The following is a 23814-nucleotide window of genomic DNA, read 5'->3' on the forward strand; positions in this document are numbered from 1 at the left end:
TCGGTGACGATCCGGGCATCGTCGTACTCGCAGAGGATCATCACAAACGCCCAGCCGCCCCCCCCTGGAGCAGCCCATGCGCACCTCTGTCCTCGCCGCCTGTGTCGCCGTCGCCCTGACCGCGGGCCCGCTGGCGGCCCCCGCGTTAGCCGCGCCCCCGTCGGCCTCCGCGTCGGCCTCCGTCCGCGCCGCGGCGGGCCCGGACGCGGAGGCCCTGTGCGCCGCGATCGCCGGGCTTCCGGACGAGGACGCGACGGCCGCCCTGGTCCGGGTCGGCGGCACAGGGGGCAGCTGGCACGGCAGCTCGGGCGTGCGGGACCTGGTCAGCGGGCAGGCGGCGGATCCGGATGCGCGGTTCCGGGCCGGTTCGACGACGAAGGTGGTGACGGCGGCCGTCGTCCTGCAGCTCGCGGCGGAACGCGCGGTCGACCTGAACCGGCCGGTGCAGCACTACCTCCCCGGCCTGCTGAGCAAGCGCTTCAAGCCGATCACGGTACGGCAGCTGCTGAACCACACCAGCGGCATCCAACCCGGCGACGCCCTCGGTGACACCCTGGAGGAGGCGTACGAGCACCGCTTCGACACGCTTTCGCCGCGGCAGGTGGTGGCGTCGGCGGTGGCGAAGGGGCCGGAGTTCCGCCCCGGGAAGCAACAGCATTACCTCAACATCAACTACACGGTGCTCGGGATGCTGATCGAGAAGGTGACCGGACACTCGTACGCCACCGAGGCCACCCGTCGCGTGCTGCACCCCGCGGGAATGTGGGACACGTACTTTCCGGGCACCGATCCGCGCATCCTCGGCCCGCACAACCGCGGATACCAGCAGATGAAGCAGCCGGACGGGACGACCCGGCTGGTCGACGTCACCGAGTGGAACCAGGCGGACCGCTGGGCGGCCGGCGACATGATCTCCACGACCGCCGACCTGGAGCGGTTGATCGACACGCTCTTCCGAGGGCGGATCGTGCCCCAGCCGCAGCTGCGGGAGATGTTCACGGTGCCGCGCGTCAAGGACACGACCATGAAGGACGCGACGATGAGCGCGGGGCTCCAGCGGTTCGTGTACGAGGGGAAGGTCTACTGGATCAAGACAGGGGCTCGGTACGGCTACAGCACGGCGATCGGCGCGACCCGCGGCCTGAGCCGGACGGTCGTCTACTCGCTCAACGACACGAACGCCAAGGACCAGGACATGAACCCGGTCGCGGAGCGGATCGTAGGGGCGGCGCTCAAGCAGGGCGTGAGTGGGCGAGACCACTTGTGCAACTAGTTGCATAATCGGCGGGCCGTCCTCTACAACAGTCGAATGAGCCGTTACCCGCATCTGCTGACCCCCCTCGACCTGGGCTTCACCACCCTCCCCAACCGCGTGCTCATGGGCTCCATGCACGTCGGCCTGGAGGAGGCGGAGCGCGGTTTCGAGCGGATGGCCGCCTTCTACGCCGCCCGCGCCAGGGGCGGCGTAGGACTGATCGTCACCGGGGGCATCGCGCCCAACGAGGAGGGCCGACCATACGAGGGCGGCGCGAAGCTGACCACCGACGCCGAGGCGGAGCAGCACACGGTCATCACCGAGGCCGTGCACCGCGAGGACGGGCGGATCGCGATGCAGATCCTGCACTTCGGCCGGTACGCGTACCACCAGGACCTCGTCGCCCCGAGCCCCCTCCAGGCGCCCATCAGCCCCTTCCAGCCGCGAGAGCTCAGCGACGAGGACGTGGAGCGGACGATCGACGACTACGCGCGCGCCGCCCGTCTCGCCCGGCAGGCCGGGTACGACGGGGTCGAGATCATGGGCTCCGAGGGCTATCTGATCAACGAGTTCATCGCGGCGCAGACCAATCACCGCACCGACCGCTGGGGCGGCTCGTACGAGAACCGCATGCGGTTCCCCGTGGAGATCGTGCGGCGGGTGCGGGAGGCGGTCGGCGCGGACTTCATCGTCATCTACCGGCTGTCGATGCTGGACCTGGTGCCGGGCGGCTCGACGCACGACGAGGTGGTGACGCTCGCCAAGGCGGTCGAGGCGGCCGGCGCGACGATCATCAACACCGGTATCGGCTGGCACGAGGCCCGTATCCCCACGATCGCCACGTCCGTGCCGCGAGGCGCGTACACCTGGGTCACCAAGCGGCTCATGGGCGAGGTCTCGGTGCCTCTCGTCACCACCAACCGCATCAACACCCCTGAGCTGGCGGAGGAGTTGCTCGCGGATGGCTGCGCCGACATGGTGTCGATGGCCCGGCCGATGCTCGCCGACCCGGAGTTCGTGAACAAGGCGGCCGAGGGCCGTCCCGAGGCGATCAACACCTGCATCGGCTGCAACCAGGCCTGCCTCGATCACACCTTCAGCGGGCAGATCACCTCGTGCCTGGTCAACCCGCGCGCCTGCCACGAGACCGAGCTGGTGCTCTCCCCGACCCGGCTGCGCAAGCGGGTCGCGGTCGTCGGCGCGGGCCCGGCGGGGCTGGCTTGTGCGGTTTCGGCGGCCGAGCGCGGCCACGAGGTGACGCTGTACGACGCCGCGAGCGAGGTCGGCGGTCAGCTCAACGTGGCCCGCAAGGTGCCCGGCAAGCAGGAGTTCGACGAGACGCTGCGCTACTTCCGCCACCAACTCGACGCCCGCGGGGTCGACGTACGCCTGAACACCCGGGTCTCCGCGGACGCTCTGTCCGGCTACGACGAGGTCGTCGTAGCCACCGGCGTCACCCCCCGCACCCCTGACATCCCCGGCGTCGACCACCCGAGCGTCGTGGGCTATCTCGACGTCCTGCGCGACGGCGCCCCCGTCGGCGACCGCGTCGCGGTCCTCGGCGCGGGCGGCATCGGCTTCGACGTCGCGGAGTACCTCACGGACGGCGGCGACAAGGCGAGCGAGGACCCGGCGACGTACTTCCGTCACTGGGGAGTCGACATGACGTATGAGCAGCCCGGCGGACTCACCGCCCCCGAGCGCCCCGCCCCGCCCCGCACGGTCCATCTGCTCCAGCGCAAGACGTCCAAGGTCGGCGCGGGCCTCGGCAAGACCACGGGCTGGATCCACCGGACCGAGCTCAAGCACCGTGGCGTCCGTATGGTCCCGGGCGTGCGGTACGACCGGATCGACGACGCCGGACTGCATGTGACGGTCGGTGAGACCAGTACGGTTCTTGAGGTCGACACGATTGTGCTGTGCGCGGGGCAGGAGCCGAGGCGGGAGCTGTACGAGGAGTTGGTGGCCGCGGGCCGGAGCGCGCACCTGATCGGCGGGGCCGACGTGGCCGCCGAGCTGGATGCCAAGCGGGCGATCAAGCAGGGTACGGAGGTCGCGGCGGCGCTCTAGCTTCGCTGGGGCGCCGGTTTTCCGTCTGCGGGTGCGTTGTGGCTGGTCGCGCAGTTCCCCGCGCCCCTGGCGGGGCGCTGCTGCACCGTTCCTAGGATGGGCCCATGTCCCTGCCGCACGCGATTCTGACCGCCCTGCTGGAGAAGCCGTCCTCGGGGCTGGAGCTGACTCGGCGGTTCGATCGGTCGATCGGGTACTTCTGGTCGGCGACGCATCAGCAGATCTATCGCGAGCTGGGGAAACTCGAGGCCGAGGGCTCCATCCGGGCCCTGCCCGCCGCGCAGCCGACCCGTGGGCAGAAGAGGAGCTACGAGGTGCTGCCCGCGGGCCGCGCCGAACTGGCCCGCTGGACGGCCGCCGCCCAGGGCCCCAAGCCGCACCGGGACGCCCTGCTGCTGCGGCTGCGCGCGGCGGCCGTGGTCGGCACGGCGGGTCTTGAGGCCGATCTGCGCCGCCATCTGGAGCTGCACCGGCGGCAGTTGGCCGAGTACGAGGAGATCGAGCGGCGCGATTTCCCGCCCGGCAAGGACAACCCCGAGGACCGGCTGCGGCATCTGGTGCTGCGGGCGGGCATCGACCTGGAGAACTTCTGGACGGGGTGGCTGACGCACGCGCTGGAGGAAGTCGCCGGGCTGCCGGATCACGGCTGAGCTCTCCGCCGGCATCCCCCGCCCCGGGCTGTGGGCGAAGTCATAGCCGTACACCTACTCCGGCTTTACACACGCTGCAGTAACTTGGTGAACGAAACAGTTTCGTTCCGGTGGGCGGCCAGCTCCGCCTCCATACGGGAGAAGGCAGCCATGGTCTCCGTACTCGTGGTCACCGACCAGTCTCTGCAGCGTCTCGCCCTACACATGCTCCTCGCCGCCGAGCCCGATCTGAGCGTCGTCGGGGAAGCGGCGAGCGGGACCGAGGCGGTCCGCCTGAGCGCCGAACTCCGTCCCGACGTCGTCCTGGTGGACGGCAGACTCGCCCAGGCGGACGGCATCGAGGCCGTCCGGCGCCTCGCGGAGTCACCGCACACCCCGCGCACCCTGGTGCTCACCCCCGCCGGTGACGAGGGGTACGCCTACACCGCCCTGCACGCCGGTGCGGACGGCTTCGTCCTCGAAGACGCCGCCCTCGACGAACTCGTCTCCGCCATCCGCGTCGTGGCCACCGGAGACGCCGTCATCACTCCCGGCCTGACCCGTGCTCTGATCGACGCCGTCCGGCAACAGGGCACCGTCCACCCGCTGCACCGCGCCTCCACGGTCGACGCCCTCACCGCACGCGAACGCGACATCCTCCTCGCCGTCGCCTCCGGTCGGTCCAACGCCGAGATCGCGAAGTGGCTCTCCATCGCCCCGACCACCGTCAAGAGCCACGTCAGCCACATCCTCGCCAAGATCGGCGCCCGGGCCAGGGTCCAAGCGGTGGCCTTCGCGTATGAGTCGGGCCTGGTACGGCCGGCCGCCTGACACGTGGCTCTCTCCGCCCACCGACGGTGACCGGAGAGAGCCCGGCGAAGCCCACCTATCGCAGCGTCGTCACTTCCTCCAGGCCCAGTGCAGCCGGTCGAGACCGCTCTGGTTGTTCAGCTTCAGGCTGAGCTTGGTGCCCGTGCCCTGGAGGGTGGTGAGGGAGTAGGTGTCGCCGTTGCGCAGACCGGGCCAGTAGACCGAGCCGAGGCCCATCTCCCGGATGATGTCGGTCGCGGCCTGGATGTACGCGACCTCGTTGGAGCCGTTGACCGGGCCGTTGTAGTCCAGGCCGGTCGTCATGGAAGCGCCGAACTCGTCGAGGATGGTGCGCGAGGCGCAGTCGCCGATGCGCTCCTTGAAGTCCGCTTTCCACTGCTCGACGCTGGTCCAGTCGGTGTGCCAGAAGCCGTAGTTGTGCAGGGCGATCCGGGTGCCCTTGAGGCGCGGATCGGCGCAGACCGGCTTGACGTCCTCGCTGTACTTGTACCCGCCGATCAGCATCCGGTCGCGGGGCACGTTGCGGTGCGTGGTCACCCACTTCGCCGCGATGTCGGTCCACTCCTGGGCGGTGTAGCCGAACGGCTCGTTCATCGGCTCGAAGTACACCCTGGAGTTGCGGGTGTAGGCGGAGGTGATCCGCGCCCACATCCGGTCCCAGGAGGCCTGGTCGTCGATCTTGCCGTCCTTGGTGTTGTCGGCCTCCCAGTAGCCCAGGATGACCTTGAATCCCTTGGCGGTGGCGGCGTCGATCGCGCCCCGGTACGACTTCCAGAAGGGGCCGTTCACGGAGGTCGGATTGACCGGCAGGCGGACCGTGTTGGCACCGAGCCCGGCGAACCCGCCGATGATCGCCCGGGACTTGGCGTAGGTCGTGGCGTAACTGTCCGAGGTGGACAGGCCCGAGGGTACGACCGCGTCGTCGGCGTAATTGTCGCGCGGGTCGGCCCAGTTGACGCCTTGGAACGCGCTGACAGGCGGCGAGGCGTGGGTGGAGGCGGCTGCGGGAGCGGCGGACGCGGGGGAGGCAAGGGCCCCGCCGAATGCCGTGACGCCGGCCAGCAACGCCCCCAGGCAAGCTGTCCCGCGACGGTTCTTTCGTGACACGACGTCCCTTTCTGAGCAGTTACGTCCGCGAAACCCTGCAAGCAGGTCGGCGGCTCTGTGGCTCCCGCAAAGTAGAAGAGACTTCGAACAAGGGTCAACACATCTGCACATCAAATTTCATCAAGAACGCAGGATGACGCCCCACAACCGGACTGGAGATGAAGGCGGCCGCGACTACTGCGGCCGCCTTCACACTTCTGCTTACGCTCGGGCCCAGCGTTGGTTGACGCCGGTGTGGCAGCTCCACACGATCACCGCAGCGCCGTTGGCGGTGCTGCCGCCGTTGACGTCCAGGCAGAGTCCGGTCTGGACGTTGCTGACGGTTCCGTCGGTGTTCACATTCCATTGCTGGTTCGCGCCGCCGGTGCAGTCCCAGATCCGTGCTCGGGCGCCGGAGGCGGCGTTGCTCGGCACGTCCAGGCATCTGCCCATCACCCGCAGGGTCTGTCCGGTCTGAATGAACTGCTGGTTGGTGCCGGTGTGGCAGTCCCAGATGATCATCGGGGCATCGTTGGACGAGCTGGCACCGCTGACGTCCAGGCATCGGTCGGCGGACTGGCTGCGCAGCCGGAATGTGGTCGGGGTCGGGGTCGGGTCAGCACCCGTGAAGAAGCTCCAGACCTCTTCCTTGACCCAGCTCCTGGCGCCGCTCTCACAGCCGGCGCACCCGTCCACGGGGCCTTGCTGGTGGCCTCCGTCGAACGCGGCCCAGACGACCGGATACCCCTCTCGGCAACCCGAGTAGGCGGTGGTGATGTGGGTGCGGCTGCCCGGCGCGGGCTCCGGCGGGTTCTGGGGAGTACAGCCGTTGTTCCTGACGAACCTGTCCCGCATCCCGCGACCGGCGCCGATGTTGTCGTTGATGCCGTGGATTCCCATGTACGCGAAGGGCTGGGTGCCCCCGCTGCACCCGCTGATCCCCCCGGGCGCGGCTATCGCGGCGACCGCACGGAAAACGTCCGGCCTGGCACAGGCGAGTGCGTAGCTCATGGCTCCGCCGTAGCTGAACCCGAGGGCGAAGCGCTGCGCGGTGTCGACACAGAGGTCGTTCTCGATACGCCTGATCATGTCGTCGACGAAGGTCACGTCCTCGCCACCGGAGTTGCCCCAGCCGTTGTTGATGCCCTGCGGAGCAACGAAGATCGCGCTGTTGTTCGCCAGGCGCCGGAGTCCGTAGTGGGCATAGACATCGCCATCGCTTCCGCCGCCGGCGACTTGCCCGGCGGTGCCGCCCAACCAGTGGAATCCGAAGACCAATCGATATTGGCGGGTGTTGTCGTAGTTCTCAGGGATGCTCAGGATGAAGGAGCGATTCTTACCGCCGCTTTGAATCGTGTGCGTACCGTTCGTCAGTGTGGGGGCACGTCCGCATCCGGCAGTCCCCGCACGTGTGTCCCCGGCGGTGGGCGACGTGCCGGCCGCAGCGCTGACTCCTGCCACGCCGGCCATGGCAAGAGCGAGCAATGCCGCTACCACGGCTCGCCAAGCAAACAATCTATGGATCGACATCATGCGACTCCCTCGCTGCTCGGTGACATGGCTCTGCCTGGTTGGTCGGGCCGCAGTTCGCCCTGGGGCTGGATGCGGTGGAGTTGGAATCGCTGGTTGGTGCTACCGGTGGCTGCCCACTGGGAGATGCGGGCTCCGTCGGCGGTGGAGGCCTCCCACACGTCCAGGGCGAGGCCGCTCTGCCGGTTGACCAGACTGATCACGCCACCGCCGTGGTCGACTGTCCGCCACTGCTGGCCGGCGGCGTTGGTGTCCGGCTGCTGGGTGATGTCGGCGCCGCTGCTGCTACTGGCGGCGTGCAGGACCAGACCACTGTGCCCAAGCCGGATCTTGTAGTGCCCGCCGTCGGAGGGCAGGAACTCGAAGTGCTGGTTGAGACCGGCGGTGATCTGCCACTGGATCAGCCGCGCACCGGCGGCCGTGGACGCACCGTTGATGTCGGCAGCCTTGCCGCTGTGCTGGGCCACCAGCCGATAGGCCACGCCGGCCTCCACCGGCCCCGACCTGAGTGCGGACGCGCGATAGGTGGTGCCGGCCTGGCCGGCGAACTCGATGAGATCGGCCTCGAGCCGCTTCGGCTGGACCGGCTCGCCGCTCGAAGCGTCCTGCAGCGTGAAGTCGCCGGTGAAGATCCGACTGCGCACCCGGACGGCACCGGTTCGGTCGGGTGTGACGACGAACACGATCCGGCCGCTGCTCCACTCGGCGCCGACGGTGTATCCGCCGCGGCCGCGCAGTCCGCTCACGCCTCCGGTGGGCCAGGCGGCCGGCAGGGCCGGTAGCACGTGCAGTTCGCCGTTGTGGCTCTGCAACAGCATCTCCGCGATGCCCGAGGTGGCGCCGAAGTTGCCGTCGATCTGGAACGGTGGGTGCAGGTCGAACATGTTGGGCGCGAGCCGGTCCGTCCGCACCAGGTCCCGGATCAGCTTGTGGGCCCGGGCGCCGTCCTCCATCCGTGCCCAGAAGTTGATCTTCCACGCGAGCGACCATCCCGTCCCGTCGTCACCGCGCAGTTCCAGCGTCCGCCGCGCGGCCTCGTGCAACTGGGGTGTCCCGCGCCTGGTGATCTGGTTGCTCGGATGCAGACCGTACAGGTGGGAGACGTGCCGGTGAGTCCGCTCGGTCTCCACCCAGTCGGCCAGCCACTCCTGGATATTGCCCCTGGAGCCGACCCGCGTCGGCGCCAGCCGGTCCCGGGCCGCCAGTGCCTGAGCGCGGAAGGTGGCGTCCACGCCGAGGACTTCGCCGGCGCGGGCGACGCTGTTGAAGAGGTCGCGCAGGATCTGGTTGTCCATGGTGGGCCCGGCGCAGACGGTGGCGTTCGCGTGGTGAGCGAGTTCCGGAGAGTTCGACGGGTTGGTGACCAGGTGTCCGAGCGTCGGGTGGGCGACCAGGGTGTCGAGGAAGAACTGGGCGGCGCCCTTCAGGGCCGAATAGTTCGAGCGGAGGAAGTCGTTGTCACCGGTGAACAGGTAGTGGTCCCAGATCAAGGTGGCCAGCCACGCGCCACCGGTCTGCCACATCCCCCACTGCGCTCCGTCGACGACCGAGGCGCCCCGCCACGCGTCGGTGTTGTGATGCGTCACCCAGCCGCCGGCGCCGTACTGCGCCTGGGCCACCCGGGCGCCGGTCACGGTCAGGTCGTTGATCATGTCGAAGACCGGGAGGAAGCATTCGGACAGGTTCGTCGTGTCGGCGGGCCAGTAGTTCATCGGCAGGTTGGCGTTGATGGTGAACTTCGAGTCCCAGGACGGAGCCATCTGGTCGTTCCAGATGCCCTGCAGGTTCGCCGGCTGGGTGCCCGGCCGCGAGGACGAGATGAGCAGATAGCGGCCGAACTGGAATAACAGGGCGGAAAACTGCGGGTCGTTCACTTGCGCGTGCTGTGCGATCCGTACGTCGGTCGGCTGGTCGGCCGCCGTCGTACGTCCCAGATCGACCGACACCCGGTTGAACAGCGCCTGATAGTCGGCGAGATGCCGGCTGCGTAGTTCGTCGATGCCGATGTTGCGGGCAGCGTTGAGGCGGCTCCGCGCGATCCCCTGGTAGTCGCCGTCGACGTTCCGGAAGTTGATGTAGCTGGAGCCGATCGACACCAGCAGCGTCACGCTGGTGGCGCCGGAGACCCGCAGCGTGCCGCCCGAGCTGCTGACCGTGCCGCCCGTCACGGCGGCATTGGCCAGGGCGAGGAACCGGACCCGCCCGGCGATGCCCTCCATGGTGGCGGAAATGCCGTCGAGGGCGATCGTGGCCCCGTCCGGGCTGGACACCGTAGTCCGTTGTGGACTGTCGAATGTGGCGTTGAAGGTGATGGAGTTGGCCCGGTCGGCCGTCAGCCGGACCACGATCACCTGGTCAGGTGCGCTGGCGAACACCTCACGCTGGTACCGCACGCCGTTCAGCGCGTAGGTCGTGATGGCCGTGGCGGTGGTGAGGTCGAGCGTCCGGTTGTACTGCGACGCACCGGTAGCGCTGCCGAAGGAGAGCAGAAGGTTTCCGACCGGCTGGTAGGCCAGCTGTCCGGCCGGGCTGCCCAGCATCGTCTGATTGATCAGGTCCTGCGCCGGCCCCCACTGATCCGCGAAGACCCGCCGCCGGATCTCCGCGATGTTGGCCGCGCCGCGGATGTTGGCGGAGTCGTACGGACCGCCGGCCCAGACGGTGTCCTCGTTGAGCTGCAGCCGTTCGGTGTCGACGTTGCCGAACACCATCGCGCCGAGGCGTCCGTTGCCGATCGGCAGTGCCCGCAGCCAGTCCGCGCCGGCCGGCTTGTCGTACCACAGGGCGAGGTCGCCCGCGGCCAGAACCTCCGGCGGCGCGGCCGAGCCGCTCCGGGCAATGGCCGTCCACCCAGCCGGCACGATCCCTGCTCCAGCCGCCGCCCCGGCGGCGAGAAACCGTCTGCGTGTCACCTCGGACATGTCGTTCTCCCTTCACGGACTGGAACAGGTCACTGACTTTGGTGCGCCGGCTTGCGAACGAACGCCGGCGCCTCGGGCGCTCGGATCAGCCGGGGCGTCCGGTAGCTCGGCTCTGCCGCACCGACGCCCGGCGGCGGCGAACGGGTCTACGCTCTCCGACGGTCGCGCCGCGACCCGCTGAACGACCCTGGTGGGCCACCGCGGAGGCGGCGAGCGAGTGCCGGGCAGGTCAAAGGCGACCGCGCCGAGCGACCCGTTGATCTCCGCACGGAGCGCGTTCTTGCGCCCGGTGGCGAACCTCGTCGCCGCGTAGAACAGAACGACCCTTGAACTGCCGGCAGACCGTCTGCTGTGGCGTCGTTGTTGCCATCGGCTCGGCCGCGGCCGGCGGTCACCTGCCACCGTGTCCGCCGAGTCGGGCGTCGCGTCGCGCGTCAGTGTTCTGGATCTGCCATCTCTGGTTGTCGCCGCCCCAGCACGCCCACAGCTGCACCTTGAAGGTGGCGGTGTTCACGTCGAGGCAGAGGCCGGAGTGAACGCTGCGGATGGTGCCGTCAGCGCCCACCGTCCAACGCTGGTTGTCGCCGCCGTTACACGCCCACGTGCCGACCACGGTGCCGTTCGTCGTCCCGCTGTTGTACGCGTCCAGGCACTTCTGGCCCCCAAGTGCGGTGATCTGTCCGGCCGTCAAGGTCCACTGCTGGCCAACCGTGTTGGCGCAGGTGTACGCCTGGACCTGGATGTTCGCCGTGGTCCCGCCGGGGATGTCCAGACAGCGCCCGGTGCTGACGTTCCGCAGCACGCTGGTCGGGGCCGGGACGTCGCCATCCAAGCCCCAGCCGTATCTGAGGCGCTCGCGGCCGCCGGCGCTGGGGGTGCTGAGCGTGAGGTTGGTACCGGTGCCGTGCAGTTTCTGCATGGCATACCAGTCGTCGCCCTGGCCGGCGCGTATCTTCCCGCCCAGCCCGGGCCAGTAGATGGAGCCGATCCGCAGTTCCCGGAGCACCGTGGTGGTGGCCCGGAAGTAGCGCACGAAGTTGTCGGTGCTGCCGGCGTCGTGGTAGTTGAGCCCGGTATCCATCGGCGCGCCGAACTCGTCGACGACAGTGCGGTCGGCGCAGGAGCCGATCGCGTTCCGCAGGTACGCCACCCACTCGTCGTAGGTCTTCGCGCCGCTGAAGAACGTGTAATGGTGCAGCGACAGGAACGTCCCGTCAAGGCGGCGGTCGGCGCACATCGATGTGATGTCGGTGTTCAGGCCGGCGCCGCTGACGAAGATGCGGTTCCGCGGAATCGACGGGCGGCTGCTGATCCAGTTACTCACCACGTTCGCCCACTCGCCGGCGCTGTGTCCCCCCGGTTCGTTCATCGGCTCGAAGTAGACGAGGCTGTTGGTGCCGTACCGGGCAAGCACGGTGTTCCACATGGTGTCGAAGGCGCTCGGGTCGACGATGCGACCGCCGCGGGCGGCCACCCCGTCCTCCCAGTAGGACAGGACGACCTTGAATCCCTTCGCGGTGGCTGCGTCTATCGCGCCCGTGTACGCGCTCCACCAGCTCGTCCCGACTGTGTAGGTGTTGATCGGGAGCCGAACGGTGTTGGCGTCGAGGTTGTTCTCGAAGCCGGTGTAGATGGCGTTGGCTTTCGCCACGACCGTCTGGTAGCTGTCGGAGCCGCTCAATCCGTGCAGGACCAGCGGTCCACCGTGGAAGTTGTCACCGAGCCGGGCCCAGTTGACGCCGCGGAACTGGGCGGTGTCGGCGGCGGCCGGCGAGGCTCCCTGGTGCTCGACGACCACGGGCGCGCTGAGAGCGGTCAGGATGCAGGCGAGCGCCCGGGCGAGGTAGCGCCGGCGATGGGTGTGCGGCATGGTCGTGCCTTCCCGGTTTGCGGTGTGGTCACGTCTGCGCTGTGCATGATCTGTTGACCTCGGCCGCCTGCCGGCAGCCGGCCGAGCCGGCGCGGAGCTTGCCCTCTCCGCGCCGGCCCCCTCCCAGATCGCTCGCGCAGCGAGCATGTCAGCGTCATGCCGCTGCCGTTGGCGCCTGGAAAGCCTCGGTGAGTTGCCCCATCCGCCGCGGCGGATCAGCCGAGTGCACGAATTCGCTCATCACCGGCACCCTTCGAAGTCGGAGCCACTTAACTGTGTTGACATCAGCAATCCGTAGATCGCTTTTGGCTTCCGCTTTCACAGGTCATGAATGAGGCACGTTATGCGTCGACGACCAGAAGATTGTCAGATCGCCATGGTCCAATCAAGAGGGAGTCGTCGATACATGTGGGCCTTGGCCGTCGTGCAACTAACCGAAGAAGCGGGACTATTGGCGGCCACCCCTCATAACCATTTCAGGCGGCGAATTGGAGTGGCGGACGCGTGTAAATCACGGCAGTTTTTGTTATCGGCGGCCGGCTTGAACAGTCGCAGTCGCCGTAGTGCCGAAAAGCACGGTGACGTCACCGAACGCGAAGACTTGGGTGCCGACTCAAGCGGCCCTCAGGCGAGTTCGCCGACATCACGACGGCGACCAGCGGGGCGGGGAGCAGCGCCAGGGCGACGATCAGCCGCTCAAGGGGCACCAGTTCGTCGGCGGTCCGGCCGCAGTCCGCACAGGATCGGGTGTGCCGGGTGATGCGCTTACGCCACAGCGTGCTCGGTACGCCGTCCCAGCCCCCCAGCGCGGCGGTCAGCAGTGGGCACCGGGGGCTGGCTTCCAGCGCGGCGACGAGTGACCGGCTCAGCTCCAGCTGGTTGCGCATCCGCTGGACGCGCACACCCGCGTGAGCGACGCTCGTCCCCAGCGCCGCCGCGAGCTCCGCCCTCGTCAGCCGGCCCGCGGTCTCCAGCCACCACAGCGACAGCAGCGCCCGGGCGTCCGGGTCGAGCCATCGACTGGCGCGTACGGTCTTTCGGCGATGACCGGACAGCTCGACGTGGATCAGGGCCAGGTTCTCGGCGTCGGCGTCCGGCGGGTCGGCCATCTCGTCGAGGGGGGCCGTCCGTTCGGCGTCCGCCTGCCGCCGGTGCAGATGGGTGCTGATCTGTCGTGTCGCGATCGTGGCCAGCCAGGGCCGGAAGCACTCCGGGGCGCGCAGCGTGCGCAGCTCAGGAAGTGCCCGCAGCATCGTCTCCTGCACCACGTCGTCGACGTCCGCAAGCTCACCCAGTGCCCTGCGCACGATCGCGTATACCAGCGGCAGGTACGTCGCGGCCAGGTCGTCGAGCGCTCGTGGATCGCCGGCCTGTGCGGCGACGACCAGGCTCGTCTCATCGGCTCGGCCGGCTCGCCTCACGAGCCCATACACGTTGCCTCGGGCGAGGCCGCCCCAGGTGCCGCGGACATCGCCACCCTCGGTTTCGCACGCACGATCGACTCGGGCGCGGCCGGCTGGTAATGCTGGGCCGCCCATCATCGCCCCAGCCGTCCGCCATCAACGGGAAGAACGATGCCGTTGACACAGTCCGACGCCGGGGAGGCGTGGAACACCGTGGCCCCGGCGAAATCGTCGGCGCGTCTCCTGCGACCGGCCTGAATCCGGTCAAGGAGCGCCTGGTCGCGCTGGGGGTCCGCGCGTAACGCCTCGGCGACCCGGCTCTCGATCTCGAGGGTGCGGGCCCCGCGGTGGACAACCGCTTTCATCGATCCTCCATCCCTATGGTGTCGAACGTGCCTTCCGCGGTGGAGCGGCATGGTCCAGGGGTGACCGCGAACAGCCGCCGGCCGGCTTGCTCCGGCTCGACGCCTCCCGCCGCGATCAGCGGGCGGAACTGCTCGGGGCCGGTGAGGTCCTCCCCACTGGCGACCGCTGTCCGTACGCCACGGCTGACAGCGGCCGGGCCATCGGCGTCCCAGCGCCGGATCGGCTCCTCGATCCAGGTCAGGTCGAGTGTGCGTGCCGATTCACCGACGTGGCGTACCGCCTGCTTGCGGCTCCAGGACTCGAGCAACAGCCGGTGCCGGTCACGCTCGATGTCCAGGCCGGAGGCGTAGGCGTTGATGTCCCACAACGCCGTGCCGAACACCACGCCGGCATGCCCGGCTTCCACGTCAGGGCCGCTGCCACCAGAACCAATGGGTGACATGGCCTCAGCCCGCCTGGTCGGACGCCGCCGGCTGCTTGGCCGGCGCGTCGACCGTGACCGATCCACTCAGCAGTTGCTGAGACAGCCGCCCCATCAGGTCTGCGGGCTTGCCACGGTCGAGCTCGGACACGGTGGTGGCGACGGCCGGTCCACCGCTCGAGACGTCCACGGTGCGGTCGGCGGCGACCTTGGGGTCCTTGGTCCACTTCGCGACGGCGTAGCCGATGCCGGCGTCGAGCACGACGAGCTTGCCCTGCGGACCACCGGACGCCGAATCCGAGTCGGAGACGCTTCCGCAGCTCGCCGCCCACAGTGTCCGCTGCTTCATTGCTGCCCCACTCCTGAGGTGACCGGCTGTCCGGCAGTTGAGGTTGAGGAGGAACGCAACTCGTATGACATAGGTAACTCGTATGACGTATGACGTCAACCGGATGCCCTATAGTTGGCGAGCATTCGTGGTAAGGCACGGATCCCGGGGGTTGTCATGACGGCAGTACCGCAGTCATCGGCAGAGGCCTCGCAGGCCCCCGCCTGGAGCCGGCGCCCGGCGAACCTTGCCGCCGCGGTCACGGCTGAGCTGGTGGAGCGGATCGTCCGTGGAGTCCATCCGTCCGGTTCGCCGCTACCCCCCGAGCCCGTGCTCTGCGAGACCTTCTCGGTCAGCCGCACCGTGGTCCGCGAGGCGGTGAAGGTTCTTCAGGAGAAGGGGCTGGTGCAGATCCGCCAAGGCACCGGCACGATGGTTACCCCGCCGGCGATGTGGAACATGCTTGACGAGCTGGTCCTCGGCGCCACCATCGCCGGAGACGAGAGCCTGGCCGTCCTCGATCACCTCGTCGCGACCCGCCGCGTGCTGGAGTCCGATATGGCCAACGTGGCCGCCCGCCTGGCGAACGCCGAGGTGATCGACCAGCTGCGCAGTCTGGTGGAGCGGATGGATGAGCTCGTCGACGACCCCGCTTCGTACCACGAAGAGGACCGGGCGTTCCACGACACCGTCATGCAGGCGTCGGGGAACCGCATCAGCCGAGCCGTGGTCCGTTCGCTGGAGCGCCAGGTCATCAACTCCGCCCGTTACATGGGCCGAACCGGCCGCGCCTTCTGCGTCACGTCCAACCAGGGCCATCGGCGCATCTACGAGCGGATCGCCGCGCACGACCCCAAGGGTGCGGCGGAGGCGATGTTCACCCACATCACCGAGGCGTGGGTGGTGCGCCGCAGCGGGCCGGGCGAGCCGACCGCGCTGCGACGTTAGAGGATGGTGCTGCTGACGACTTCACCTGTCGGGGCCTGTCTCAAAAGGAGCGGATAGGCGTTGATTCCGCTATCGCAGTGCCCACTGCTGGTTGGTGCCGCCGTGGCAGGACCAGAGGGTGGTTCTGGTGCCGTTGGCGGTGCCTGCGGCGTTGGCGTCGAGGCATAGTCCGGACTGGACGCCGGTGATGGTGCCGTTGGGGTTGACGTTCCACTGTTGGTTGTTCTGGCCGTTGCAGTCCCAGATGATGACCGGGGTGCCGTTGGTGGTGCCGCCTCCGCTGGCGTCGAGGCACTTGTTGCCGTACACGGTCAGTTGTTTGCCGGCGGTGTAGGTCCAGGTCTGGCCGGCCGCGCCGGTGCAGTCCCAGAGTTGGGTCTGGGTGCCGTTGGCGGTAGTGGAGCCGGGGACGGTCAGGCAGCGGCCGGACTGCGCGCCCACGATCTGAGCCGTGGGCGGCGGTGGGGTGGTGCCCTGCGGTCCGGCGGACGCCATCACGTCCTGGGCACCGGAAGGCCAGTTGCCATTGGTGACCGTGACATTGCCGGAGACCACGTTGCCGCGGTCCCCGTTGGTCACGTTCGTGCTGCCGTTGGTCGACCAGTTGTTGGTGACGGTCCAGTTCCCCATGTTCTCGCCACCCCAGTAGTTGGCCGTCGCCCACGTACCGGTGCTCGAGAAGACATTGTTGGTGGCCGTGTAGTACTTCGAGCCCTCGTCGAAGTACACCCCGAAGTGTCCGTTGGTCCGCAGGCAGTGGTTCCGGCTGATCAGCGCGCTCGGGTTCCATCCGAGCGTGTAGATGCAGCCGCCGTCGTTCATCTGCTGCATGACATCGTGGATGTAGTTGCCGATGAGCCGGTTGTTGGACGCGGTGGTCGGCGTCGTGTAGCGCGGCTGGTAGTTGTACAGGCCGCGGTTGGCATAGTGGTTGCTGCCGCCCGCGTCGTTGGCGCCCCAGCCGTACCCGATCGACATGCCGGAGTACGGCATGTTGTAGACCTCGTTCTGGGCGACGGTGCTGTTGGTGACGTACGTGGTCAGGACAGAGACGATGCCCCGGTGGTCCGCCCCGAGGTCGTGGATGCGGTTGTTGCTGATCGTGATGTCCCTGTTGACCATGCGCTGGTCGCCGGGGTGGTGGGCATCGGCGCGCACGCCGCCCACGAGGATGCCACCGGCTGAGCTCCGGGCGATCTCCGACCGGGTCACCGTGATATTGCTGGCGCCCAGGCCGACGCCGCTGGCGTGCGCGTTGGCGTCGTTGCCGATACCGATGGCCGTCTGGCCCAGGTTGACGAACCGGGAGTCGCTGAAGGTGATGGTGTTGGCGGCGGAGATCTGCACGGCGGCCGGCATCTGCAGCCAGTGTGGCCGGGCGGCCTCGAACTGCGTGCAGCCGTTGTGGCAGGAGTCGAAGCTCGGCCAGTTCCAGTTGCCGGCGATGTACGCGCCGGTCTGCTGGTCCGCGTAACCCTGGTTGCTGCTGGGGCCCAGCCAGCTCGTACCGGTGAAGGTGATCCCGCTGAACGTGATGTGGTGCGCCGGCTCGCTGTACGTGCCCCCGACGTTGACCAGCGACTGCAGCGTCGGCAGTTCCACGCCGGCGGTGCTCATGTTCTGCCCGGCCTGGGGGATGTAGTACAAGGCTCCGGCCGTGGGGTTGAGGTACCACTCGCCGGGCGAGTCCAGGAACTCGTACGCGTTGGACAGGTAGAACGGACCGGCCCGGTGTGGCCGCATGAGGGTGTCGTAGCCGAAGTTGTTGTTGTTCCACGCCGGCTGCTGCATCGTGATGAAGTTCGCACTGATGCTCTGCACCGGCGAGTACCGGTCGGTGAAGGAGTTGACGCTCTCCACCTCGATCCGGCTCTGGTCGGCCAGGTTGTTCAGATAGCTCAGCGCACCGCTCGAGAACCTCATTCCGGCGCTGGAGGCCGTGAAGTCGGCCCTGTTCACCTGTGTGCGTGCCCGGGTGGCGACGGCGCCGTCGACATAGAGCTGCCGGGCATCGAGACCGGCGGGCACGTCGGCCCGCCAGATGTTCCTGGCCGCGTCGGCCACCGACCAGCCGGTGACCGCCCGGGCACCGGTGATCACCGGACGCGCCGACGGGGCGGCCTGCCACACGACGGTGTGGCCGCCTGAGCCGGAGTCCTCCGCCGTCAGCCGGAAGGGTTGGGCCAGCCGGTACACACCGTCGGCCAACTGCACCACGATGTCGTCCGACATGGAGTCGTTGAGCGATCGCACCGCCGTCTGCGCGGCTGTCAGTGAGCACGGCTGCGCGCTGGAACAGTCAGTGCCGGTGCCGGACGGCGAGACGTACACAGTGAGGGGAGCCGCGGATGCGGGCGCGGGGGACGCCATCACGGCGGTCGCGGTCAAACCGACTGTGGCGGCTACGGCCAGAAGTCGCCTTCGTATCCAACTGAGAGTGGTGAACACGTTTTCTCCTTATGGCGGTTCCCGGGCGGAAGGGATGACGGCGCGACCGGCTACTCGGCGTGCGAGGGAGCGTTCTCCAGTCCGCGGAGGACGGTTCGGAGGTAGGACAGCCCGTCACGGGCGAGGGTGTCCTGGGACGGGGCAAGCGGTCGCCAGATCGAGGCCGCGGTAGCGATGGCCTCGTTCTGCGCGGTGAACGACTCGATGCACACCGCGCCGCCGTAGCCGGTCGTGGCCAGGCCGGCGAGGAAGCGTGGCCAGTCGAAGTGGTCGGCGCCCGGGGCGCCGCGGTCGGTGCCGCTGACCTGGACGTGCTTGATGTGCGGACCAGCCGTGACGAGCGCCTCGTAGGGGTCGGCCTCCTCGATGTTCATGTGATAGGTGTCGATCATGAGACCGACGTTCGCGGGCAGGCCGTCGATCAGCTCCACCGCCTGCTCGACCGTGTTGACGACGCTCGTCTCATAGCGGTTGAGGGCCTCCACACCGATGCTCACGCCCCGCTCCCCCGCGTAGTCGGCCACGGGTCGCAGGGCGCGGCGGACGTCCGCGTAGCAGGCCGCGCGCTCCGCCGGTGACATGCGCCAGGTCCGCCCCACCGCGGCGTAGACCGGGCCGCCGACGCAGGGCGCGCCGACAGCCACCGCACTGTCCACACACGTTTTCAGGTACGCCACGGTGGAGGCGACGACCTCCGGCGGGGCGTTCACGAGGTCACGTCCGGGCGAGGTGACCGCACAGACGCCGACCGCGCGCAGGCCGTACGCCGCCAGCAGGTCCCGGGTGCGGGCCGGGTCCCAGTCGGCGGGTTGCTCGATCGGCAGCTCGACCGCATCGAAACCGAACGCGGCGATCCGCGGCACCAGTTCGGCCATGGCCTCGTCGTCGACCGGCGAGGCCCAGACCCACGGGTTGACACCGATGGTGTACACCGGACTACTTCCAGCGCCGCGGGTAATCGGGCAGGTCGGTGCAGCCGCACATCGCGTAGTGCAGCGGCGGCATGGTGGGGTCGACGTACTCGTCCAGGTTGTCCTGGGTGATGGTCGGCTGTGGCAGCTTCCACGGGTTCGGCACCTGCTCGCCGTCGAGGATCTTCAGCGCGGCGATGATCGGGGTGCGCCACTGGTAGGTCGGGTAGGTCGGGGCGATCGCCGTGAGCTTCTTGTCCTTCCACAGCTTCAGGAAGTCGAGCTGGTCCTCGCCGTTGATCGGCGGCACGGGCTTGCCGGCGTCCTCGAACGCCTCGACCGCCGCGCCCGCGACCGCCCCGGCGTCCATCCAGACGCCGTCGATCGTGCCGTACCGCTGGATGTAGTCGTTGACGATCTTCTTCGTCCTGGCCGGGTCGCCGTCGGTGAACTCGACGCCGACGACGTCGACGCCCGCCTTGTCGAAGGCGACCTTCGCCGCGGACCAACGGGTCTCCAGCACGTCGACGCCGGGCAGGATGCGCAGCGCGAGCACCTTGCCGCCCCGCCTCATCTTCTGGGTGACGAACTCCGCCGCGACGTGGCCGAATCCGTAGCCGCCGATCGGGTTGATGAACGTCACCGGGCAGGTCGTGTCGACGCCGCGGTCGAAGACGATGACCGGCAGGCCCTTCTGGCAGGCGGCTTTCACGGCCGGGGTGAGCGTCGCGGTGGTGTTCGGCGAGACGATGAGCGCGTGGCAGCCCTTGCCGAGCAGGTCGTTGATGTCGGCGATCTGCTTCTGGTCCTTGCCCTCGGCATCGACGTGGACGAACTCGGAGATCCGGCCGCGGTGCGTGTCGACCTCGGCCTGCATGGTCTTGAAACCGACCTGGCGCCAGGGGTTGTTCAGCCCCGCGTTGGAGAAGCAGATCTTGTACGGTCCGGGCTTCTTGAACTTCGCGGTCTCCACCATCGCCGGGTTGAGCGCCTGCTCCCAGGGCTTGCCGGCCGGCCCGGTGGGCGCGGCGTCCAGGAGCGCGAGCTGCTCGTCGTAGTCGGCCTGCACGAAGAACTTCGACTGCTTCCCGGTGCCCGACCCGGTGCCCGCGGAGGGCGAACTCGATGCGCCGGTGGTGGGCTCGTCGGTGGCGCAGCCGGCCAGCACCAGTAAGGTGCACACGGCCAGCACCGTCATGGAATGCCTCACTGGATCCCCTTCATCTGGACGGGAAACGGAAGGACGCCGCCGCCACGGCGAACAGAATGATCGCGCCCTGGACGGTCGGTTTGAGGGCGCCGGAGACGCCGTAGAAGTTCATGACCGTGAAGAGCGTCTCGAGGGTCAGCGCGCCCAGCATCGCGCCGACGACCGAACCGCGGCCCCCGCCCAGAGCGACACCGCCGAGGACCGCCGCGGTGATCGCGCCGAACTCCAGGCCGGCACCGGCCTGGAACGACACTCCGCTGTACCCGCCGATGAGGATCGCCGCGAGCGTGGCGGCGAGTCCGCTGAGGACGAACGCCATCGTCTTGGCGCGCCACACGCGCACGCCGCTCAGCTCGGCGGTCCGCGGGTTGCCGCCGACGGCGACCAGGGTGCGGCCGAAGTCCGAACGCGTCAGCACCAGCAGCAGAGCGGCCGCCGCCACCAGGATGACCAGGGCGTACGGTATCCGGCCCAGCGCGGGCACGTCCTCGAACGCCGACCGACCGAGCCGGCGGAACTCCTCGGAGAGACCACCCTTCGGGGCACCGTCGGACCACAGGTACACGGCACCGACGAGGATGAGGAACATCCCGAGGGTCGTGATGAACGACGGCACCCGCAGCCGCGTGGTGATGAGGCCGTTGACGAGGCCGACGGCGATGCCGAACGCGAGCAGGAGCACGACGACAGGCCATCCGGCCGACGGATCGCCGTCGATCAGCCGGGCGGCGATGACCACCTGCGCGGTGACCAGAGAGCCGACGGACAGGTCCAACTCGCCGGAGACGATCACGAAGTACTGGCCGGCGGCGAGCAGGATGACCGGCGCGGAGCGACCGAGGAACGACATCAGCGACGGCGGCGAGAGAAAGTCCGGTTGACGGGCGGTCAGCAGAACCAGCAACACCGCCAGGATCACGATGATCGGTGCGAGACCGCCGGAGCGGAACTTAAGGAGCCGCAGTGGGCGCGCGATCCGCATGCTATGACGCCTTTCGCATCGCCCGGCGGGCGTAGACGGCGACCGCCGCGATGATGATCACGCCACGGATCACCTGCTTGAAGAACACGTCGACCTCGAGCTGGTTGAAGATGGCGTCGATGCTCGCGAGCAGCAGCACGCCGCCGACCGTGCCGACGACGCCGCCGCGCCCGCCGGCCAGGGCGGTGCCGCCGAGCACCACCGCGGCGATCGACTCCAGGTCGTACAGTCCCTCGGTGCCCACCCTTGGTGCGCCGGCGCCGAGCCGGCTGGCGAGGTAGACCCCGGCGAGGCCGGCGCAGAGGGCGCACAGCACATGGGCGGTGACGAGGACCCGGCTGCCCCGGACGCCGGAGAGCCGGGCGACCTCCGGGTCACCGCCCACGGCGATCAGGTGGTGGCCGAAGCGGGTGCGCGCCAGCACGAACCAGGCTGCGGCGGCGACGGCGAGCAGCAGCAGGAACGACAGCGGCACCGGGCCGATGCGCTGGTATCCCAGGCCCTGCACCAGAGCGGGTGCGGTCTTGCCGGCCGGGCCGTCGTATCCGTTGTCGAGGTATCCCTTCAGCAGTAGTCCGACGCCGACGGTCGCGATGAAGGGGTTGATCCGCGCTGTGGTGACGAGCAGGCCGTTGACGAGGCCGATCGCGCTGCTGACGGCGAGCGTCAGGCCGATCGCCGGCAGCAGCGCACCGTCGTCACCGGCCATGGTCTCGGCGGCGACGAGGGTGCTCAGGCTGACCACGTACGCCACGGACAGGTCCAGCGAGCCCCCGATGATGACCAGCGTCTGGCCGACCGCGACGAGGCCCAGACCGGCGGCGACGTGCAGCAGGCTCACCGTCGTCGGCAGGCTGAACAGCCGGCCGCCGTCGGCCGTGACGATGAGCCAACCGATCGTCAGGGTGAGGATCAGGGCGACGAACACGCCGGGCGGGGTCCGCCGGGCCGTCAGGGACAGCGCGCCGCTCATCCGGCCGCCTCCGGCACGGTGCCGACCGCCAGGGCGACGACATCCTCCTCCGTCGCGCCGGCGGGTAGCTCGCCGGCGATCCGGCCGTCGCGCATGACGATGATCCGGTCGCTCATGCCGAGCAGCTCGGGCAACTCGGACGAGACCATCAGCACGGCGGCGCCGTCGCGGGCCAGCCGGCGGACGAGATCGTGGATCGCCGACTTGGCGCCCACGTCGATGCCCCGGGTCGGCTCGTCGAAGAGCAGGATCCTCGGGGCGAGCGCGAGCCACCTGGCCAGCACGACCTTCTGCTGGTTGCCCCCGGACAGGAAACGGATCTCCTGGTCCTCCCCTGCGGCGCGAAGCTCGACGGCCGCGAGCAGCTCCCGGACCCGCGCGGTCCGGGCACCGCGGCCGACCCGGCCCGGGCGGACGGCGCGGTCGGCCAACAGCGCGTTGTCGAGCACCGACTGCTCGGCGACGATCCCCTCGCCCTTGCGGTCCTCGGAGACGTAGGCGATACCGGCCCGCATCGCGGCGCGGGGCGAGCGCAGCCGGACCGGCGCTCCGTCGACGGTCACCTGGCCGGTGCTGAACGGTGCGGCGCCGAACAGCGCGCGGGCCAACGCCGACCGGCCGGCGCCCTGCAGGCCTCCGACGCCGAGCACCTCGCCGGCGCGCAGCCGTAGGTCGATGCCGCGCAGCTTCCGGTTGCCTCCGCCCCGGACGGTCAGCCGCACCGGGCCCAGCTCCTGCGGCTTCGCCGGGTCGGGGTAGTAGCTCGACAGCTCGCGGCCGACCATGTGGCGCACCAGTTGATCGGCGCCGGTGTCCGCGGTGTCCAAGGTGGCCACCGCCCGGCCGTCCTTGAGCACGGTGATCCGGCTGGACAGGTCGAAGACCTCCTTGAGGCGGTGCGAGACGTACAGCACGCCTATCCCCTGCTCCTGCAGCCGCCGTACGAGCGCGTAGAGCTGGTCGACTTCGTGGTCGGCGAGAGCCGCGGTGGGCTCGTCCATGATGAGCAGCCGCGCGTCGAGGGCGAGCGCCTTGACGATCTCGACCACCTGTTGTTGCGCCACGCCGAGTCGTCCCACGCGCGTTTCGGGCGGTATCGAGCCCTCCCCGATCGAGGCGAGGAGCCCCGCGGTGTGGCTGAGCATCGCCCTGCGGTCGACGAGCCCGCGGCGCAGGGGCTCGCGGCCCAGACAGACGTTCTCCGCGACGGTGCGCTCGGGCAACAGGGTCAGCTCCTGGTAGACGATGCCGATACCGGCCTGTTGGGCCTCACGCGGGCTGCGGAACGTCCGCGGTGCGCCGGCGAACTCAACCGTTCCCTCGTCGGGCTGGTGGACGCCGGACACCACCTTCATGAGCGTGGACTTGCCGGCGCCGTTCTCGCCGACGACCGCGTGCACCTCGCCGGGCCGGACCTGGAGGTCGACGCCATCGAGCACCCGCACGCCGAGGAACGACTTGCCGATGCCTCGCAGAGCGAGCAGCGGCGACGGCGGCAGGCCAGACATCGTGGGACCCTCTACATTTCGCGTCGTCAGCAGGATTGAGTCACCGATAGCTGAATCGTCGAATAGCATCGAACTTTCGCCGGATTCGATGGCGACATCGCGGCCCGAGGGTAAATGCCTCGAT

The 23814-nt window shown here is 69.1% G+C and carries 19 protein-coding genes; 5 read left to right on the forward strand and 14 right to left on the reverse strand.

From position 1 onward, the window contains the following. Window positions 1–76: 76 nt before the first annotated feature. From OG828_RS15170 to OG828_RS15185, 4 genes are all read left to right on the forward strand, one after another. A complete protein-coding gene (locus OG828_RS15170; RefSeq protein ID WP_328501434.1) occupies window positions 77–1273 on the forward strand; it encodes a serine hydrolase domain-containing protein in 1197 nt (398 codons plus the stop codon). A gap of 36 nt (window positions 1274–1309) precedes the next feature. After that, entirely contained in the window at window positions 1310–3325 is a 2016-nt protein-coding gene (locus OG828_RS15175; RefSeq protein WP_328501435.1) for an NADPH-dependent 2,4-dienoyl-CoA reductase, read from the forward strand. Between the two features lie 104 nt (window positions 3326–3429). Further along, entirely contained in the window at window positions 3430–3975 is a 546-nt protein-coding gene (locus OG828_RS15180) for a PadR family transcriptional regulator (protein ID WP_328501436.1), read from the forward strand. A 150-nt stretch (window positions 3976–4125) separates the two neighbouring features. Then, complete coding sequence (locus tag OG828_RS15185) at window positions 4126–4785, forward strand: response regulator transcription factor (protein ID WP_328442337.1); 660 nt, start codon at window positions 4126–4128, stop codon at window positions 4783–4785. A 69-nt stretch (window positions 4786–4854) separates the two neighbouring features. Here the strand turns inward: OG828_RS15185 and OG828_RS15190 are convergent, their stop codons facing one another. From OG828_RS15190 to OG828_RS15225, 8 genes are all read right to left on the reverse strand, one after another. Beyond that, on the reverse strand, window positions 4855–5892 hold the full coding sequence (locus OG828_RS15190) for a glycoside hydrolase family 5 protein (protein ID WP_328501437.1): 1038 nt from the start codon (window positions 5890–5892) through the stop codon (window positions 4855–4857). A 201-nt stretch (window positions 5893–6093) separates the two neighbouring features. Next, complete coding sequence (locus tag OG828_RS15195; protein ID WP_328501438.1) at window positions 6094–7128, reverse strand: ricin-type beta-trefoil lectin domain protein; 1035 nt, start codon at window positions 7126–7128, stop codon at window positions 6094–6096. Between the two features lie 272 nt (window positions 7129–7400). Further along, a complete protein-coding gene (locus tag OG828_RS15200) occupies window positions 7401–10322 on the reverse strand; it encodes a glycosyl hydrolase family 95 catalytic domain-containing protein (protein WP_328501439.1) in 2922 nt (973 codons plus the stop codon). A 391-nt stretch (window positions 10323–10713) separates the two neighbouring features. Then, a complete protein-coding gene (locus OG828_RS15205; RefSeq protein ID WP_328501440.1) occupies window positions 10714–12192 on the reverse strand; it encodes a ricin-type beta-trefoil lectin domain protein in 1479 nt (492 codons plus the stop codon). 584 nt (window positions 12193–12776) lie between these two features. After that, on the reverse strand, window positions 12777–13613 hold the full coding sequence (locus OG828_RS15210) for an RNA polymerase sigma factor (RefSeq protein WP_328501441.1): 837 nt from the start codon (window positions 13611–13613) through the stop codon (window positions 12777–12779). 116 nt (window positions 13614–13729) lie between these two features. After that, entirely contained in the window at window positions 13730–13960 is a 231-nt protein-coding gene (locus OG828_RS15215) for a hypothetical protein (protein ID WP_328355870.1), read from the reverse strand. Beyond that, window positions 13957–14367 carry an enolase C-terminal domain-like protein gene (locus OG828_RS15220; protein WP_328501442.1) on the reverse strand — a complete coding sequence of 137 codons (411 nt, stop codon included), beginning with the start codon at window positions 14365–14367 and terminating at the stop codon, window positions 13957–13959. Before OG828_RS15220 ends, OG828_RS15215 begins: the two co-directional genes overlap by 4 nt. Before the next feature lie 40 nt (window positions 14368–14407). Beyond that, complete coding sequence (locus OG828_RS15225) at window positions 14408–14731, reverse strand: hypothetical protein (RefSeq protein WP_328438306.1); 324 nt, start codon at window positions 14729–14731, stop codon at window positions 14408–14410. Window positions 14732–14887: 156 nt separating this feature from the next. Here OG828_RS15225 and OG828_RS15230 point away from each other — a divergent pair, with 156 nt between their 5' ends. After that, window positions 14888–15658 (forward strand): FadR/GntR family transcriptional regulator, encoded by a 771-nt coding sequence (locus OG828_RS15230; RefSeq protein ID WP_328438308.1) that lies wholly within the window; start codon window positions 14888–14890, stop codon window positions 15656–15658. 69 nt (window positions 15659–15727) lie between these two features. On the opposite strand, the gene OG828_RS15235 is transcribed toward OG828_RS15230, so the two are convergent. The 6 genes from OG828_RS15235 to OG828_RS15260 all read right to left on the reverse strand — a co-directional run bounded on the left by OG828_RS15235 (window position 15728) and on the right by OG828_RS15260 (window position 23690). Next, window positions 15728–18028 carry a ricin-type beta-trefoil lectin domain protein gene (locus OG828_RS15235; RefSeq protein WP_328504873.1) on the reverse strand — a complete coding sequence of 767 codons (2301 nt, stop codon included), beginning with the start codon at window positions 18026–18028 and terminating at the stop codon, window positions 15728–15730. A gap of 128 nt (window positions 18029–18156) precedes the next feature. After that, window positions 18157–19038 carry a sugar phosphate isomerase/epimerase family protein gene (locus OG828_RS15240; RefSeq protein WP_328501443.1) on the reverse strand — a complete coding sequence of 294 codons (882 nt, stop codon included), beginning with the start codon at window positions 19036–19038 and terminating at the stop codon, window positions 18157–18159. Window positions 19039–19042: 4 nt separating this feature from the next. Further along, window positions 19043–20215: a substrate-binding domain-containing protein gene (locus tag OG828_RS15245; RefSeq protein WP_328501444.1), complete on the reverse strand. Its 1173-nt coding sequence runs from the start codon at window positions 20213–20215 to the stop codon at window positions 19043–19045. Window positions 20216–20237: 22 nt separating this feature from the next. After that, a complete protein-coding gene (locus OG828_RS15250) occupies window positions 20238–21209 on the reverse strand; it encodes an ABC transporter permease (RefSeq protein WP_328501445.1) in 972 nt (323 codons plus the stop codon). 1 nt (window position 21210) lies between these two features. Continuing rightward, window positions 21211–22182 carry an ABC transporter permease gene (locus tag OG828_RS15255; protein ID WP_328501446.1) on the reverse strand — a complete coding sequence of 324 codons (972 nt, stop codon included), beginning with the start codon at window positions 22180–22182 and terminating at the stop codon, window positions 21211–21213. Next, the gene (locus OG828_RS15260) at window positions 22179–23690 is read right to left on the reverse strand and encodes a sugar ABC transporter ATP-binding protein (RefSeq protein WP_328501447.1); all 1512 of its coding nucleotides are present in this window, start codon (window positions 23688–23690) and stop codon (window positions 22179–22181) included. The genes OG828_RS15255 and OG828_RS15260 overlap by 4 nt, the downstream gene beginning before the upstream one ends. Window positions 23691–23814 lie beyond the last annotated feature (124 nt).

Origin of the sequence: Streptomyces sp. NBC_00457, from assembly GCF_036014015.1 — a bacterium.
Classification (GTDB): domain Bacteria; phylum Actinomycetota; class Actinomycetes; order Streptomycetales; family Streptomycetaceae; genus Streptomyces.

Bases quoted from the DNA above. Each gene is read 5' to 3' on its own strand.
- OG828_RS15200 (WP_328501439.1), bottom strand. From the start codon at position 10,322: ATGTCCGAGGTGACACGCAGACGGTTTCTCGCCGCCGGGGCGGCGGCT.
- OG828_RS15260 (WP_328501447.1), bottom strand. From the start codon at position 23,690: ATGTCTGGCCTGCCGCCGTCGCCGCTGCTCGCTCTGCGAGGCATCGGC.
- OG828_RS15170 (WP_328501434.1), top strand. From the start codon at position 77: ATGCGCACCTCTGTCCTCGCCGCCTGTGTCGCCGTCGCCCTGACCGCG.
- OG828_RS15245 (WP_328501444.1), bottom strand. From the start codon at position 20,215: ATGACGGTGCTGGCCGTGTGCACCTTACTGGTGCTGGCCGGCTGCGCC.
- OG828_RS15180 (WP_328501436.1), top strand. From the start codon at position 3,430: ATGTCCCTGCCGCACGCGATTCTGACCGCCCTGCTGGAGAAGCCGTCC.
- OG828_RS15250 (WP_328501445.1), bottom strand. From the start codon at position 21,209: ATGCGGATCGCGCGCCCACTGCGGCTCCTTAAGTTCCGCTCCGGCGGT.
- OG828_RS15215 (WP_328355870.1), bottom strand. From the start codon at position 13,960: ATGAAAGCGGTTGTCCACCGCGGGGCCCGCACCCTCGAGATCGAGAGC.
- OG828_RS15205 (WP_328501440.1), bottom strand. From the start codon at position 12,192: ATGCCGCACACCCATCGCCGGCGCTACCTCGCCCGGGCGCTCGCCTGC.
- OG828_RS15225 (WP_328438306.1), bottom strand. From the start codon at position 14,731: ATGAAGCAGCGGACACTGTGGGCGGCGAGCTGCGGAAGCGTCTCCGAC.
- OG828_RS15255 (WP_328501446.1), bottom strand. From the start codon at position 22,182: ATGAGCGGCGCGCTGTCCCTGACGGCCCGGCGGACCCCGCCCGGCGTG.
- OG828_RS15230 (WP_328438308.1), top strand. From the start codon at position 14,888: ATGACGGCAGTACCGCAGTCATCGGCAGAGGCCTCGCAGGCCCCCGCC.
- OG828_RS15235 (WP_328504873.1), bottom strand. From the start codon at position 18,028: ATGGCGTCCCCCGCGCCCGCATCCGCGGCTCCCCTCACTGTGTACGTC.
- OG828_RS15175 (WP_328501435.1), top strand. From the start codon at position 1,310: ATGAGCCGTTACCCGCATCTGCTGACCCCCCTCGACCTGGGCTTCACC.
- OG828_RS15185 (WP_328442337.1), top strand. From the start codon at position 4,126: ATGGTCTCCGTACTCGTGGTCACCGACCAGTCTCTGCAGCGTCTCGCC.